The sequence below is a fragment of the Methylobacterium sp. 1A genome (assembly GCF_058072805.1).
This window is the reverse complement of the sequence record NZ_JBYQVE010000003.1, coordinates 124,690-139,065: the sequence shown is the minus strand read 5'-3', so window position 1 is coordinate 139,065 and position 14,376 is coordinate 124,690. Positions and strand designations below refer to the sequence as shown.

The 14,376-nt window shown below is 72.7% G+C and carries 20 protein-coding genes; 9 read left to right on the top strand and 11 right to left on the bottom strand.

What is annotated here, in order from left to right; genetic code table 11:
- Nucleotides 1-9 precede the first annotated feature (9 nt).
- The 3 genes from ACX9MN_RS32215 to ACX9MN_RS32205 all read right to left on the bottom strand — a co-directional run bounded on the left by ACX9MN_RS32215 (nucleotide 10) and on the right by ACX9MN_RS32205 (nucleotide 2,548).
- The gene (locus tag ACX9MN_RS32215) at nucleotides 10-1,743 is read right to left on the bottom strand and encodes an efflux RND transporter periplasmic adaptor subunit (RefSeq protein ID WP_489726431.1); all 1,734 of its coding nucleotides are present in this window, start codon (nucleotides 1,741-1,743) and stop codon (nucleotides 10-12) included.
- An 86-nt stretch (nucleotides 1,744-1,829) separates the two neighbouring features.
- Entirely contained in the window at nucleotides 1,830-2,279 is a 450-nt protein-coding gene (locus ACX9MN_RS32210) for a hypothetical protein (RefSeq protein WP_489726430.1), read from the bottom strand.
- Nucleotides 2,276-2,548 carry a hypothetical protein gene (locus tag ACX9MN_RS32205; protein ID WP_489726429.1) on the bottom strand — a complete coding sequence of 91 codons (273 nt, stop codon included), beginning with the start codon at nucleotides 2,546-2,548 and terminating at the stop codon, nucleotides 2,276-2,278. Before ACX9MN_RS32205 ends, ACX9MN_RS32210 begins: the two co-directional genes overlap by 4 nt.
- Before the next feature lie 454 nt (nucleotides 2,549-3,002).
- On the opposite strand from ACX9MN_RS32205, the gene chrA reads away from it, so the two are divergent.
- Nucleotides 3,003-4,247 carry a chromate efflux transporter gene (chrA, locus tag ACX9MN_RS32200; RefSeq protein ID WP_026605208.1) on the top strand — a complete coding sequence of 415 codons (1,245 nt, stop codon included), beginning with the start codon at nucleotides 3,003-3,005 and terminating at the stop codon, nucleotides 4,245-4,247.
- 428 nt (nucleotides 4,248-4,675) lie between these two features.
- On the opposite strand, the gene ACX9MN_RS32195 is transcribed toward chrA, so the two are convergent.
- On the bottom strand, nucleotides 4,676-4,981 hold the full coding sequence (locus ACX9MN_RS32195) for a hypothetical protein (RefSeq protein WP_489726428.1): 306 nt from the start codon (nucleotides 4,979-4,981) through the stop codon (nucleotides 4,676-4,678).
- A gap of 313 nt (nucleotides 4,982-5,294) precedes the next feature.
- Here ACX9MN_RS32195 and ACX9MN_RS32190 point away from each other — a divergent pair, with 313 nt between their 5' ends.
- Nucleotides 5,295-6,734 (top strand): 8'-apo-carotenoid 13,14-cleaving dioxygenase, encoded by a 1,440-nt coding sequence (locus ACX9MN_RS32190; protein WP_489726427.1) that lies wholly within the window; start codon nucleotides 5,295-5,297, stop codon nucleotides 6,732-6,734.
- Between the two features lie 41 nt (nucleotides 6,735-6,775).
- On the opposite strand, the gene ACX9MN_RS32185 is transcribed toward ACX9MN_RS32190, so the two are convergent.
- The gene (locus ACX9MN_RS32185) at nucleotides 6,776-7,411 is read right to left on the bottom strand and encodes a class I SAM-dependent methyltransferase (RefSeq protein ID WP_020094876.1); all 636 of its coding nucleotides are present in this window, start codon (nucleotides 7,409-7,411) and stop codon (nucleotides 6,776-6,778) included.
- A gap of 550 nt (nucleotides 7,412-7,961) precedes the next feature.
- Here ACX9MN_RS32185 and ACX9MN_RS32180 point away from each other — a divergent pair.
- The 7 genes from ACX9MN_RS32180 (at nucleotide 7,962) to ACX9MN_RS32150 (ending at nucleotide 11,048) form a co-directional block, all read left to right on the top strand.
- On the top strand, nucleotides 7,962-8,171 hold the full coding sequence (locus ACX9MN_RS32180) for a cold-shock protein (RefSeq protein WP_012329763.1): 210 nt from the start codon (nucleotides 7,962-7,964) through the stop codon (nucleotides 8,169-8,171).
- Nucleotides 8,172-8,287: 116 nt separating this feature from the next.
- Nucleotides 8,288-8,641, top strand: a complete 354-nt coding sequence (locus ACX9MN_RS32175; RefSeq protein ID WP_020094877.1) for a DUF6481 family protein — start codon at nucleotides 8,288-8,290, stop codon at nucleotides 8,639-8,641.
- A gap of 54 nt (nucleotides 8,642-8,695) precedes the next feature.
- On the top strand, nucleotides 8,696-8,890 hold the full coding sequence (locus ACX9MN_RS32170) for a hypothetical protein (protein ID WP_020094878.1): 195 nt from the start codon (nucleotides 8,696-8,698) through the stop codon (nucleotides 8,888-8,890).
- A 120-nt stretch (nucleotides 8,891-9,010) separates the two neighbouring features.
- The gene (locus ACX9MN_RS32165) at nucleotides 9,011-9,286 is read left to right on the top strand and encodes a hypothetical protein (RefSeq protein WP_020094879.1); all 276 of its coding nucleotides are present in this window, start codon (nucleotides 9,011-9,013) and stop codon (nucleotides 9,284-9,286) included.
- 196 nt (nucleotides 9,287-9,482) lie between these two features.
- Nucleotides 9,483-9,701 (top strand): hypothetical protein, encoded by a 219-nt coding sequence (locus tag ACX9MN_RS32160; RefSeq protein WP_020094880.1) that lies wholly within the window; start codon nucleotides 9,483-9,485, stop codon nucleotides 9,699-9,701.
- Between the two features lie 430 nt (nucleotides 9,702-10,131).
- On the top strand, nucleotides 10,132-10,476 hold the full coding sequence (locus ACX9MN_RS32155) for a hypothetical protein (protein ID WP_132368237.1): 345 nt from the start codon (nucleotides 10,132-10,134) through the stop codon (nucleotides 10,474-10,476).
- 203 nt (nucleotides 10,477-10,679) lie between these two features.
- Nucleotides 10,680-11,048 carry a hypothetical protein gene (locus tag ACX9MN_RS32150; protein ID WP_020094882.1) on the top strand — a complete coding sequence of 123 codons (369 nt, stop codon included), beginning with the start codon at nucleotides 10,680-10,682 and terminating at the stop codon, nucleotides 11,046-11,048.
- Nucleotides 11,049-11,121: 73 nt separating this feature from the next.
- Here ACX9MN_RS32150 and ACX9MN_RS32145 read toward each other — a convergent pair whose 3' ends face one another.
- From ACX9MN_RS32145 to ACX9MN_RS32120, 6 genes are all read right to left on the bottom strand, one after another.
- Nucleotides 11,122-11,394, bottom strand: a complete 273-nt coding sequence (locus ACX9MN_RS32145; protein ID WP_128083350.1) for a hypothetical protein — start codon at nucleotides 11,392-11,394, stop codon at nucleotides 11,122-11,124.
- An 11-nt stretch (nucleotides 11,395-11,405) separates the two neighbouring features.
- On the bottom strand, nucleotides 11,406-11,585 hold the full coding sequence (locus tag ACX9MN_RS32140) for a hypothetical protein (protein ID WP_244435266.1): 180 nt from the start codon (nucleotides 11,583-11,585) through the stop codon (nucleotides 11,406-11,408).
- Nucleotides 11,586-11,681: 96 nt separating this feature from the next.
- Complete coding sequence (locus ACX9MN_RS32135) at nucleotides 11,682-11,813, bottom strand: hypothetical protein (protein ID WP_273564905.1); 132 nt, start codon at nucleotides 11,811-11,813, stop codon at nucleotides 11,682-11,684.
- Nucleotides 11,814-11,856: 43 nt separating this feature from the next.
- Nucleotides 11,857-12,135, bottom strand: a complete 279-nt coding sequence (locus tag ACX9MN_RS32130) for a hypothetical protein (RefSeq protein ID WP_091681675.1) — start codon at nucleotides 12,133-12,135, stop codon at nucleotides 11,857-11,859.
- Between the two features lie 278 nt (nucleotides 12,136-12,413).
- Entirely contained in the window at nucleotides 12,414-13,670 is a 1,257-nt protein-coding gene (locus ACX9MN_RS32125; protein ID WP_489726426.1) for an extracellular catalytic domain type 1 short-chain-length polyhydroxyalkanoate depolymerase, read from the bottom strand.
- 72 nt (nucleotides 13,671-13,742) lie between these two features.
- Entirely contained in the window at nucleotides 13,743-14,162 is a 420-nt protein-coding gene (locus ACX9MN_RS32120; RefSeq protein WP_020094887.1) for a CopG family transcriptional regulator, read from the bottom strand.
- Nucleotides 14,163-14,376 lie beyond the last annotated feature (214 nt).

Here is a 14,376-nt window from a genome sequence, read left to right as displayed (position 1 = left end):
GCGGATCCCTCAGCGGACCTGGTCGAGGAGTTCGGCGCCCTGCGTCACGACCCGCTTGCCGGGCCCGACCCCCTCCGCCACCAGCACCCGGCCGCCGTCGAGCGGCTCGACGCGGACCGGCCGCGCCTCGAAGCGCTCGGCGGTGGTGTGCTCGTAGACGACGTCCTGCCCGTTCCCCGCGCGCACGACCGCCGCGCGCGGCAGCGCCAGCCCGGCCTGCTCGGTGTCGGTCCCGGCGAGCACGGTGACGAACTGCCCGACCCGCAGGCCCGAGGCGTCGCCCTGGACGGCGAACTGCACCGGGATGGCCTGGTTGCGGTCGGCGAGGCCCGAACCCTGGTAGGCGAGCTTGAGGGTCCGGCCGTCGGCGAGCCGTGCCGTGGCGTCCTGCGCCGCCGCGAGGGCGTCGAAGCTCAGAGCCTCGACCCAGAGGCGGCCCGGGTCGACGACCTGGAAGACCATCTGCCCGGGGGTGGCCATCTGACCGGCCACCGCCGCGGCCTGCGCGACGACGCCGTCGACCGGCGCGACGAGCGGTTCCGGCTCACGCCTGATCCTGTCGAGGGCCGTCCGTCGGTCCTGCAGGCCCTTGAGCTCGGCCAGGGCGTCGTCGAGCTGGGTCTGGGCCACGGCGCCGGTCAGGGCGAGCCGCCTGTAGCGGTCGACCCGGCGCTCGACGATGGAGATCTGCTGGTCGAGATCCCCTTGCGTCTGGCGCATGTCGGAGACGTCGACGGCCTGGATCGGCGGTGTGACCGTGGCCAGGACCTCGCCCTTGCGCACCCGCGTGCCGAGGCGCGGGAACAGTCCCGAGGGCGGAGGCGACAGGCGACCGCCGACCGAGGACTGCACGACGCCGCTGGCGTTCGGGTCCGGGATGATGCGGCCGGGCAGCTCGACCGAGCGGTGGAAGCTGTCCCGCTCGGTCACCGTCGTGCGCAGGGCGAGCAGGCGCTGGGTGGGCTTCGGCACGAAGACGGATCCGTCGGGCAGGCGCTGCGCGAGATCCGACGCGGACGGCGCGGCCGGGCGCGTCCCGGTCAGCGCGGCCCCCTGCACGGGGGCTTCGCGGTCGTCGTCGCCGTGCGCGAAGGCGGCGGTACCCAGAACGAGGGTGATGCCGACGGCGATCAGCGCCGCCGTCGGGACGCCGCGGCGGCCCCGCGCGAGCGCGGTGACGAGGACGCCGAGCAGGAAGGCGACGGCGACCGCGCCGACCAGGATCGGGTCCCCGGCGCCGAGGCGCTGGCGGACGCCGCGGGCGACCTCCGAGACGCGCGCGAGCGCCGCCCGTGCCGCGGCCGGCTCGGCGGGAATTGCGGCGCCGGCATCGGCCGGCACGGTCACCGTGACCGGCAGCACGTCGACCGCGTCGCCGGCGGTGACCGTCGCGACGAGGTCGTGCCGGCCGGGCCTCGACAGCCACGGGGCCGGCAGCGTGTAGCCGCCCCCGGGCGTGGCGCTGGCGGTCCTCGGGCCCTCGGGGGTCTCGACCTCGATCGTCGCGCCGGTCACCGGCTCGTTCGTCCGGAAGCGGTCGAGGAACAGGGTCAGGGCGCCGTCGCGCGGGATGGCGACCAGCTCGAAGGCGTCGGAGAAGGCCTCGCCGCGCGGGGCGATGGTCTTCGAGACGGGGGGCGGGGCGGCGCCGTGGTCGTGGCCCTCGTGGGCGCGGGCGGGCCCCGCCGGGACGGCGGCGAGCAGCGCCACCGCGCCGAGGGCGGCGGCAAGACGGGTCGACATGGAAACGGTATCCTCGCGATGGGGATGCCGGGCGCGGCCACGGGCGGGCGCACCTCGGGCGTCGCGCGCCTCGGGCGCGCCTCATCTCACGCGCGGGTTCGTGGGGGCTCGGGCAGGGCCTCGGGGCCGAGGCCGGTGCGGCCGGCGACGTCGCCCGGGACCAGCGTGACGGCGCCGAACAGGTCCGGCGACAGGCCAGGGGGCCCCCCGAGGACGCCGGTGGCGCAGCAGGCCATCGTCCCGCAGCAGCGGGTCTCGCGGCCCGGACGACAGCACCCGTCCTCGGTCGGCTCGACGCGCGCCGCCGCGACGGTGGCGCGGGCGAGCTTGGACCATGCCGGCGCCGCCGACCGGGCGGCGGGCGTCACCGGTACGGACGCGGCGACCGGGGCGACCGCCCTCGGCTGCGCCGCGGCCGCGCGGTGGCCGTGGTGAGCATGGCCCTCGTGGGCCTGGGCGGCGGACGGCGCGACGTAGGCGATGATCGCGAGGATCATCGCCGCCATCAGGCGCAGGATCTGCCGGTCCGGGCTCATGGGTACGGGATTACACCGGTTCTGGCGGCGGGACCATGTCCGCGGCCGGGACGTGGACGCCGACGTGCGATTCCGGTCGCTGCGGCGCCACCTCGGGCCGCCGCGAGCAGGGGCTCGGCCGGGAAGCCGGCCGCGGTGACGCGCTTCGTCGCCAGGTCGACCTCTATGTCGACCTCGATCCGGGCGCCGGGCGCGACGGCCTGCACGGCGCGGGTCACGGACCCGGCGCAGCCGCCGCGCCCCGTCTTCCCGACCTCGAAGCGGACCATGTGGCTCTCCTTCCGACGGCGTCCGGACGAGATGGGGCTTCCCACCGTTGGAAGGTCAAGGCCCGAGATCTGCCCAGCTTCGCGCCCATCGAAGGCCGAGACTCGTCCGGTGCCATCCCGCCCGGCCGGGATGGTATCCCGCGCGGTTCGTCCCGCGCCCGGCCTCGCCGACTTCGAGTGGAGCGGATCAGTCCCGCGAACGCCCCAGGGCCGCTCCGCCTGTTCGCGAGGACGTGACGGACGCGCTCCCGGCACGCCCGCCCGCGAACCGCGGAAACCGGTTGGGTCATCCTGGTGCGCCTGCTGGTAGGCCGGGTGGTAAGCTTGGTAATACGCCCGGCGGTGTTCTTCCCGGACGGCATCCGGACGCGGCTCGACCCCGAGGTGCCCGGTGCCGGTCGTTGGACGCCAGCCACGCCCGCCCCTTCGCGACACGCCCGGACCCAGGCCGCCCATGACCGACGCCTCATCGTCCGCTGAGCCCGGGCGGCCCGAGTCCGCGTCCGCACGCGCGCCCGGTTCCGTGGGAGAGGTCTTCCGCGCCTTCCTCAAGCTCGGATTGACCGCGTTCGGCGGCCCCATCGCGCACCTGGGCTACTTCCGCGACGAGCTGGTCACCCGGCGCCGATGGCTGGACGAGCGCGGCTATGCCGACCTGGTGGCGCTGTGTCAGTTCCTGCCCGGGCCCGCCTCCAGCCAGGTCGGGTTCTCGCTCGGCGTGCTCCGCGGCGGCGGCCTCCTGGGCGGGCTCGCCGCCTGGGCGGGGTTCACGCTGCCCTCGGCCCTGCTGCTCCTGGCCTTCGCCTACGGCGCCGCGGCCCTGTCGGGTCCGGTCGCCGACGGCGTGATCCACGGTCTCAAGCTCGTCGCCGTGGCGGTCGTCGCGCAGGCGGTCTGGGGGATGGCCCGCTCCCTGGCACCGGACCGGCCGCGCGCCGGCATCGCGGTGGCGGCCCTGTTCCTCACGGTGTTCGTCGCGGGCTCGGTCGGGCAGCTCGGCGCCATCGCCCTCGGTGCCCTCGCCGGGCTCGTCCTCTGCCGGGCGGCACCGCAGGCGCAGGCGGGGCACCTCGCGGTCCCAGTGTCCCGGCGGGCCGGCGCCGCGGCGCTGGTCGCCTTCGCCCTGCTCCTCGTCGTGCCCCATCTGCTCGTCGCCGGCCTGCCATCCCAGGGCCTGGCGCTGTTCGACGCCTTCTACCGCTCCGGCTCCCTGGTGTTCGGCGGCGGCCACGTGGTGCTGCCGCTGCTGCAGGCCGAGGTGGTCGCGCCGGGCTGGGTCGGCCCCGGCACCTTCCTCGCCGGGTACGGCGCCGCCCAGGCCGTGCCCGGCCCGCTGTTCACGTTCGCGGCCTACCTCGGCGCGGTCGCGGGGCCGTCGCCCCACGGCGTGGTCGGCGCGGCCATCGCGTTGGTCGCGATCTTCCTGCCGGGCGTGCTCCTGGTCTACGGCACGCTGCCCTACTGGGACGCGTTCCGGACGCGTCCGCTGGCCCAGGCTGCGATGCGCGGGACCAACGCGGCGGTGGTCGGAATCCTCGGTTCCGCGCTCTACGATCCCGTCTGGAGCAGCGCGGTCGGCAACCCGCGCGATTTCGCCGTGGCCGTGCTGGCGTTCGTGCTGCTGACGGTCGGTCGGGTGGCGCCGTGGATCGTCGTCGCGCTCACGGCCCTGGGCGGTGTCGCCCTCGCCTCGCTCTGACCGGAGCCGCCCTGACCCGATCGGCCCGCTCGACCCGGCCGACCTGAACCCGAGCGACCTGGACCCGACCGACTTGGACCCGACCGACTTGGACCCGACCGACTTGGACCCGACCGACCTGGACCCGACCGACCTGGACCCGACCGACTTGGACCCGTCCTGGCCGGTGCGAGCGAGAGGATCGGCTTCGACCGAGGGAGCCGGACATGCGGCGCGGTCGGAAGACGAGCGCGGAGCAGGCGGTGCTGACGCTGCGCCGGATCGCGGTGCGGAACGGAACTGCCCCGTCCCCGTCGCGGAGCTTCGCTTCGGCTGCGCGCCCAGACCGGCGGCATCGCCGGCGGCAGCGGCGTCGGCCCCGGTCGCGATGGGCGGGCCCTGTGGGCCTGGAATGCGTCACAGGGCCCGCCACCTTCGAGGCGCCTCGGCTACGGCTTGTTGGCGGGAGCCGGGTTCGTCGTCGTGGCCGGAGGCGCAGGGTTCGCCGGCGCCGTGCCGGCGGGAGGCGGAGGCGGCGGGGGGGTCTCGGCCTTCTTCTCGTCCTTGCAGGCCGTGAGCGCGAGCAAGCCGACGAGCGGCAGCAGATAGCGAATTCGCATGAGCGTTCCTCCTGTCTGGGCGATGTAGGCCATGAGGAACGTCACCCGGCCGCTGTTCGATCCAGCGCGCCGCGAGCCCGGCCACGCAGCCGATGCCGATTCATCGCGAGTCTCGTCGCGGCGAGGCACGGCCATGGGCCCGATCCCGCGGGCCGGCAGGTCGGAACGACGCGGAGCGGACGTCGCGAGAGCCGGCCTCGGGTCGGGAGCGGGCGCGGCGGCAACGTCCGCGACCCTGGATCGCCGCGCGGAGGCGGACCGTCGCGAGACCACCCGCATGCGTCACGCGCGCCGCCTCCGGTCGCAGCGGCATCCGGCAGCGCGCCGCCTCACCGCTTTCGGCTATACTGCGCCGTGAAGCGCGTGCGGCGGCCTCCCATGGCGAGGACCCGGACGGCCTCGCGTCGATGTCGCTCCTGCCCGCCGCCCCATCCTAGAAGCGCTGCCGATGCCGAATCGAGTCCAATCGGCCTTCCGCGCGGCCGCCGAGTTCGGCGTCGGCCTAGTGGCGGCCTGCAACCGGCTGCGGCTGCCCAGGGCGGCGAATCCCTTCGTCGTCGGTGTCCACGCGCCGATGCGCGCGGAGCTGACGCTGGAGAACCTGCCGGTCACCGGGACGATCCCGCCCGGCCTCGACGGCCTCTATCTCAAGATGGGGGCGAACCCCGTCCGCGCGGCGACGCGGGGCCACGACTGGTTCCTCGGCGACGGCATGGTGCACGGTCTCGCGCTCGAGGGCGGCAGGGCGCTGTGGTATCGCAACCGCTGGATCGGCTCGCGCACGGCCGCCGCGGCGCTCGAGCGGCCCGCGGCGCCCGGGCCGCGGCGGGGCGGCAACGACACCGTCAACACCAACGTCGTCGCGATCGGCGACCGGATCTTCGCGGTGGTGGAGGCCGGCAGCTTCCCGGTCGAACTCTCGCCCACCCTGGAGGCGCAGCGCTACAACCCGTTCGACGGGACGCTGGCCGGCTCCTTCAGCGGGCACCCACACCGCGACCCGCTGACCGGCGAGACGCACGCCGTCGCGTATGACGGCCGCGTCTGGGACAGCGTGCGCCACGTCGTCCTCGCCCCGAGCGGGCGGGTCGTGCGCGATGTGCCGGTCGCGGTCGCGCACGGCCCCTGCATCCACGATTGCGCGATCACGGCGCGCTTCGTGATCGTGCTGGACCTGCCGGTCACGTTCTCGTTCCGGGCCCTGCTCGCCGGGTACCGCTTCCCGTTCCGCTGGAACCCCGGCCACGGGGCCCGTGTCGGCCTCCTCCCGCGTCAGGGCGACGGCGCCGACATCGTCTGGTGCGCCGTCGAGCCCTGCTTCGTGTTCCACACCGCCAACGCCTACGACGACGCGGACGGGCGGGTGATCCTCGATGTCGTCGCCTACGGGACGGTGTTCGCCTCGGCCGCCGGCGGGCTCGACGCGCCGGGCCGGCTCGAGCGCTGGATCATCGACCCGTCGACGGGTCGGGTCGAGCGGCGCGTGATCGACGCGGCGGCGCAGGAATTCCCCCGCATCGATGAGCGGCGCCTCGGGCAGCGCCACCGCTACGTCTACACGGTCAGCGTGCCGGCCGACGGCAACACGCAGCTCGCCGGTGCGACGCAGCTCTACAAGCACGACCTCGAGACGGGCGCGCGCCACGTGCACGACTTCGGTCCCGGTCACGTTCCGGGGGAGTTCGTCTTCGTGCCGGCGCGGACCGGGGCCGATGAGGACGAGGGCTGGCTCGTCGGGCTCGTGATCGACACCGCCGGCGACGTGACCGACTTCACCGTCCTCGACGCGCGGGCGTTCGACGCCCCTCCCCTCGCCCGGATCCGCCTCGGGCACCGGATCCCCCCGGGCTTCCACGGCAACTGGTTCCCGGCGCGCGCGCCGGCCTGAGAGACCGGGCGCGGTCCCGGTGACGGCCGAATCCGGACCGATCAGGCCGCGGCGGTCCAGCCGACCACCGCCGTCACGGGGTCGCCGGGCCCTCCCGCGGGCTTGAGGACGCGCCGCTCGACGCGGGCGAAGCCGGCGCGCTGGAGGTACAGGCCGACGAGCTGGGCATGTCCCCCACCGTCGAGGGCACTCCAGATGGCCACCGCCTTGGTCGGGAAGCAGCGGTTCGAGAAGCTGATCACCGCCGGAGCGCCGGGGCGCAGCACGCGCGCGACCTCGGACAGGACGGAGACGGGGCGCTGGAGATACTGGACCGAGACGCAGATCAGCGCGGCGTCGACGCAGGCCGTGTCGAGCGGCAGGCGCGGCTCGGCGTTGAGGTCCTGCACGAAATGCCGGGTCAGGCGCGGGTTGGCGGCGAGTTCGGCGGCGTTCAGGCCGTGACCGGTGACGCTGGCATACGCGACCTCGTCCGGCAGGTGGCTGACCCAGCTCGACATCAGGTCGAGGACGTCGCCGCCCGCCGGCACGATCGCCCTGTAGAGGTCGGTGACCGCCGCGACCGCGGCGGCATCGATATGGGTCACGAAGCGCGGTTGCGCGTAGAAGGCGGGATCGGGATCGCGGTCGTGCTTGGCGAACGCCTCCGGGGGAAAGTCCGGCAGATCCTGGGTCATTGTAGCGCGCTTCCGGATCTGACGGCGCGCCGGCTCCCAGAGCCGGCGCGCGAACCGTGGATTGCGTGCGCGTGTAGAGAGAGCCGGGACGCCCCGCGGCCAGGTGTTCACGTCGCCGCATCCGCGCCATGGCGCGGACGGCATCACGGGTCGGAGCCGACGTTGCCGCCGCTTGTCCGCCCCGCTGGCGCGGCCCTCCTCATCACGCGCGACCGGCCGTCGACACTGCCGGAGATCGGGCGGCCGAACGCGGGACCGCACGGGAACCGGCAAGCCGCTTCGTCCGAGCCGTTCACGGGAAACGCCACGCGAAGTTTCAGGATAAATAATCGCCGCACAAATCGGCGTGAAACGCGCAATTTCTCAATGTACTTGTCATCGACACGTCGATGGCGTACAGATATGAAATCGATTTTTGGCCAGGTATCCGGCCGTATCGCCTCAACAGGGCGAGCGTTCTGCATCTCTCCCATTTTCGACATCCGGCGACCGGGCGCGTGTGATCCATGCGCCCGCCCTATCTATTTGCCTTCACTGACATGGAATACCTATGACCATCGGCACCGTTAAATGGTTCAACGACACCAAGGGCTTCGGCTTCATCCAGCCGGATGACGGCGGCAAGGACGTGTTCGTCCACATCTCGGCCGTCGAGCGCGCCGGCATGCAAGGCCTGAACGAGGGCCAGAAGGTCTCCTACGAGATGGAGACCGACCGGAGGACCGGCAAGCAGTCGGCCGGCAGCCTTCAGGCGGCCTGAGTCTCACGCGTCCACTCGTGACGCGCTTCGAAGCCGTTCCTACGCGGAGCGGCTTCATCCATGTCTCGCCACCGGGGGCTGACGTCCGGTGCGCCCACGGAGAGTTCGTGAAGCCTTTGAAAACCGATCACCTCGTCGATCGTCTCGCGGAGACGGCCAGAGCGCGGCAGGCCACACTGGCCCGGTTCCGGGCACGCCCGGCGGCCGATGATCCGGTCGTCCTCGCTCGGCAAGCCGCGCGGCGCGCGGTCGTCCAGGCCCGGGACCTGCGGGCGACCGAACGGGAAGCCGTTCGTCTGGCCGCCGAGATCGAGCGTGAGGCTGAGGTCCAGGCCGCGCAGGCCCGCGCCGAGGCCGAGTCCGACCGTCTGGCCGCCGAGAAGGCGGAGCAGCAGGTTGCCCGCGCCGCCGAACAGAAGGCGGCACGCGACGCGCGATTCGCGGCCCGCAAGGCGCGTGCACGCCGCTAGCACGCCGCTAGGCCGAACCCAGCCCGCGCGCGCCATCACTCCGGAGGACGACCCATGTCTCACAAGTTCAAGATCGGCCAGCATGTCCGGCAGCTGGGGATCAGCTACGCTGGCAGTAAGAGCACCGTCGACGGCCTCTTCGAGGTGGTCCGCCTGACGCCGGACGACCGTTCCGGCGAGCCGACTTACCGCATCAAGTCCGCGAGCGGCGAGCGCGCCGTGCGGGAAGGCGAACTCACGCCCGCCTGAACCGTCTCGGGCGGGCGGGCGCGCGGGGGACGACGCGACGTCCCGTGACGCGCATCCGCCATGGTGCACCGGCCCGGCGGAAGGCGTCCGGATGGACCGAGATCGAGGCCCTTGCGATCCATGACGACGACGAAGGACATCCACCCGGCCGATGCGGCGATGATCGAACCCAATCAGACGGCCTTCATCCTCAAGGTGACGCGGCCCGACGACGCGGAGCTGTCGGGCCGATTGGTCATGTTCTACGCCGCGATTACCACCTCGGAGGACGAGGCGCTGGCCATCGTGCGCCGCGCGGTGAAAGCCGATGCGGAGGTCGAGCCGACGGGCGTCCGCCTCTCTCAGCAGACCGCCAGCGCACTCGATCTGGAAGCGGGCCTCGCGCGGGCGCTCTGACACGGCGGCCCCCTGGCCCGGCCACACCGCGGGATCGCGCGGAGAAGCCGAAGTGCGACCCTCGTGACCCACGAGGTCTTCCAGCCGCGCCGATCCCCCGAGCCGATCTGCGGCCGCGACCGGGGTCACGGCCGCGTTGGACCTCCGGGCAGGACAGCGCGTTGTGGCAGGCGGCGGTGAGCGGAGGACGTCTGCCATGAACATCGAACGCTTCGCGGAAACCGAGACGACGCTCGCCGTCGCGGACCGCCTCTGGCGCGCCGAGATGCGTCGCGCCTTCGGACCCGATGCGGTCCTGCTCCACGGCTTCGGCGCGGAGCGTCAGGGCGCACCGGGCACGCGGTTGCGCACGGCCTTCGAGGCGAGACGGAGCGCGATCGCGGCGTGGCGGCACGCGCGGCGCCCGGCCGCCTGAGCCACCCGCCTGCGGGATCGGGCGCCGCTTGGCACGGCCCGTCGTCGAAGCGCCCGGCACGCGCCGGGAAGACGCCGTTCCTGGCGCGCAGCACCCGCCGCCCTCTCGGTCCGGCCCGATCGCGGAGCGGCATCCCGGACGGGGGACGTGAACAGCGGCCGCCGGCACGGTATGAGGGCGATGCGGCTCCGCGGGCTGTGCAGCGACCGACGGTTGCGCAGCCCCCTCGCCTCTCCGAGATCAGCACCATCGCCGCCGCACGACGGCAATCGAGGACAGACCGATCGCAAGCGAAGCACGAGCCCGCGGCGTCCCGAGCCGGGATGCCCCGCGCGTTCCCGAGCGCACCGTCCCCGACCGGTCATGCGGTTCCTGCACGGTGTGCTGCCGTGCTCTGGCGATCCCTGCCCTCGACAAGCCGGCAGGGATCGTGTGCCGGCACAACACCGGAACGGGCTGCGGGATCTACAGCGAACGCCCGGAGGCCTGTGCCCGGTGGTACTGCCTCTGGCGCAAGATCGACGTCCTGCCCGACGCGCTCAGGCCCGATCGATCGGGCGTGATGTTCTCACTGGATATCCGCTCGCCCGCGGCCGCTGTGGCGGATGCGGTCTGCATCGTCGGGCGTGCAGTCGAGGGCGTGCACGCCTTCGACCGGCCGGACGTGATCGAGGCGTTCGCCATGTTCGTGCGCGAGGGCTCCTGGCCCGTGTGGCAGGCGACCGAACACGACACGACCCTGGTGCATCCGGGTCCGCAGATTTCTCCGCCGTGACCGTCGGCTGTGCAGGCACGGCCGGGTGCCGGGACGCGCGACGACTCGGTGGGCGCGCGGCGTCCGGCCCCCGTCCCGGCATACCGCGGCGGTAGGCCGGGGCTCCTAATTGTCTCCGAAGTCGTATTTTTAAGATCAGGGCGCGACGCGATGTGCTATGTATCCGCACGGGCACGCATTCGCCGCCCGCTCAGGAGATTCCGATGACCATCGTCCGGTGGCTGATCTCCAGAACGATCCAGTTTTTTCTTGGCAGCGCGCAGGAGCGCAGGTCCGATGCGATCGCCAAGCGAAAGGAAGCCGGGACCTTCGAGGGGGCATCGGCGAGCAAGGGCCGGGATTTCGAAGCCAACTACGCCGCGGCAGCTCAGCTCCTCAGAACGCGGATCGATCGGGAATTCCCCGACGCCTACTACGCGCGGCTGAGTTCCGGGAGAAACAGCTCCTACGATTACGGGCAGGATCGCGCGCTCGCCATCGACACCATGTCGATCGCCATAGCGATGGCGTTGCGGAACGGCGCCACCGTTCCGCAGGCGGCCGCGGCCGGGGCGGCGAGCATCGGCATCTGACGGGAGGCGCGGGACATTCGTGCCTCGGAGGACCGGGTCGCGCTTCCGCGGTCGCTCGGCCAGCGGCGGTGCGTCACGCCGTCGTGGCACCGGCCATGTCGCGGGTCCGCTCGATCATCGCGAGGAGGACCGTGTGAAAGGCTTCCTGCTCGCGCGAGCGGGAGCCCGCCCGCGTCGCGCACGCGAGTTCGGCACGGAGCCCGTCGAGGGCCGCCGCGCGTCGCTCCGCACCGTCTTCACGCAGGACGAGTCGCAGCAGGATATCTTGGGCGGCCGCGAGATCGGCCGGGTCCGCCCGGACGATGAGCGCTCCCAGAGCCTCCAAGCACGTCTCACGATCAGTCATGCGCACATCCATCAGGGAGCGAGCGGCAGAGACGACGTCGGCATCAGGCCCTCGACGCGCAGCTTCAATCGAGTGGCCCTGATCGTCTCGATGGAGCGCCACGAAATATTCCGGGCCAGGCCCTCGGTTTCCAGATCCGTGAGCTGATCGATCAGCCGCCCGCTCTCGAGGAGGCCGGGTCGCTGCGCCATACGGACGACCAACCTGGTCAGCTTCCGCATCACCGGGCATGGCCGGGGTTGGCCGGGCTCTACCACGCGGCTTGGCCGTGACGCGCGAGCATCGCGTCAGGCCTTCCGGGGCGGCTTCGTGGCGGCCGCGACGGAGCCCTTGACGGAGGGCGCCGACGCGTTGGTCTTGGGCACAGACTTCTTCGGCTTCTTGGCTTCGCGATTTCCGCGCTTCTGTTCCGCTGCCATGATCTCGCTCCTGGATACGGTGACAGCCCCGACGACGTCGTCCTCACCGTTCGGGCGTCGGCTGGTCTGGAAGCAACCGGATCGCGGTCGCGACCGGGGTCTCGAACAGGCCGAAGACGGCAACGAGGCGGTCGCTTGCCCAGAGCTCGGCATGATGCCCCGCGATCAGACCCGCTGCCTGCCGCTTGGCGTCGCCGTCGTTGCGCGCTGTGATGACGCAAGTCGTGAGCACGCCACCGGTCGGGGCGAGCCGGTGGACCTGATAGGCGCGGCGCGCGTGTCGTGAGCGCGGCTTGGCGGGAAACGTGATGAGGTCTGCCACGCGCGCCTGTCCGTTGCAGGCGGGGGCATGGACCCTCAGCCACCGGAGCCTGGATCAACCGATCCGGTGATGGCAACACTCTGCGCTCTCACGGCCGACAAAGATAGCCCTGACCGGACGGGCGTCGCGCCCGGCGCGCGACGCGGCGGGCCCGCTCGAGACCTGCGCCCAGCGCCCGTTGGATGATCGGGACGGACGCGAGCGCGCCGACCGGTTGCGATCGAAGCGGTCTGTCCCGTGATCCGGCCGGGCCGATGCGGCCGACCGGCCGGCAACATTCAGGGTCTGGCACCGGCGGCGCGCGCGTGCTCCAGGAAGAAGCGGATCATCTCCTGGCTCGCGTCCGGTCCGCGCGGGTCGGTGAACGAGCCGGCCGGGCTGCCGCCCGACCACGCGTGCCCGGCTCCGTGCAGAACCCACTGCTCCACGATGGCGCGGCCGGACGCGTCCGAACGGACGGTGCGGGTGTAGTCCACCCCGTCCGGTGTCCGGCCCTGGGTCACCGCTGTGCGGAGTTCCGGGTCCGACGGCCCCTGCGCGGCCACGCGATCGCCGTTGGCCGCGTGCACCGTGCGGTCGCGGTCGCCGTGGAACACGATCAGCGGCACGGCGTGGCGTTGTCCCGTCGCGCGCGCGCCGTCCCCCTTCATGGCCGCGAAGGCCGAGGGCACGTCCCGCGCGGAGCCGCAGGCCAGGCCGGAATGGACGCCGATCGCCGCGAACAGGTCGGGGTAGGTCATCGCCAGGATCGCGGCGGCAGCCCCGCCTGCCGACAGGCCGGCCGCGTAGACCCGCCTGTCATCGGCCGAGAACTCCGCGATTACCTGCCGGACGATGCCGGCGATCAGGGCGGGCTCGCCGCCCTCCCGCTGCTGGTCGCCGGGCTCGTACCAGTTCCAGCACCGCTGCATGTTGGCCGAGCGCGGCTGCTCCGGATAGACCACCAGGACGCTGCGCGCCTCCGCGACCGCGTTCATCCGCGTGCCTGCGGCGAAGTCGTCCGGGTTCTGCGTGCAGCCGTGCAGCATCACCACGACGGGCAGAGCCTGGCCGGTGTAGCCGCTCGGTACGTAGACCTTGTAGTTTCGGGTCCCGGCCGCGCCGGTGAACGTGCGGGCCTCGAAGCGTGCCCCCTCCGGAAGCCGGGGCGCGGCCGGCGTCGCGCCGTCCCGCCCGTCGCGATCCGCGCCGATGCCGGCCTTCGCCAGCGCCTCCTGGACGGTGCGCATCACGGTGCCGGCGATGTCGCCCGCGGATCCGGCGTGGGGATGCTGGCCCGGACGTCCTCCGGCCGTCTCCGGTGCGACCCAGGCTTCGCCGGGAGCGGAGGGCGCGACCATGTCGAGGATGTCGGCCGCGTCCGCGCTCGGCGCACCCGTCTCGGCGGCGCTCCGGGCCGCCCCCGACCACAGCCTGAAGGCTGCGGCCTGGCGCTCCTGAAGCCTGGCCATCGCCTCCGCGGCGCGGGCGGCACGGGCCGGGTCGACCTTCGGGAACGCGAAGCGCGTGAAGGCGGTCTTCGTGGCGTGATCCATCGGACGGGTCCTGGCTGAGCGGGAAGCGGGCGCGGCGGGGTCCGGCCGCGTCGGCGGAGAGAGGTGGCGCCGTCAGGCCGTCCGGTCGGCGAGCGCCGCCTTGACCGCGGGACTAGCCTGGAAGGCGCCGAGCACCTCGACCGAGGCGATGGCGGCGCGCGCCAGTTCGGGCGTGACGTCGAGGGCGATGCTGGCCAGCCCGAGCACCTGGATGTGCAGCGGCGCGCCCGCGTCGCGCGCTGCCTCGAGCGCCTGCTTCGTGTAGTGCGACAGGCCGAGGCTGAGCTGCTTCCGGCTGACCGATTGCCTGACGGCCTCGCCCTGGCGCTCGATCTGATTGCGCACGGCAGTACGGATGAAATCGGCACGGTTGGCGTAGAAGCCGTCGCGCACCATCAGGTCGATATGGCCGAGGTCGACGAAACCGAGGTTGAGCGTGATCTTCTCGCTGTCCGGCAGCCTGGGTCGCAGATCGTGCACCTTGTCGGCCATTTGAACCATCCATACGACATCCGGTTGGATGGTATGTAGATGGTGTGCAGATGCGGCGGCGCAAGGGTTGCCGGTGACGACTCCAATCGGAGGGGCCGATCGCGACGTCTTCGAGGATGCGCGGAACTGCCTCGAGGACAGGAACAGCGCCGCGTCGGATCGAACCGCGGCAGGGCGCGGCCCTGCTAGGTCTCGCCACGAGAAATCGATTCCG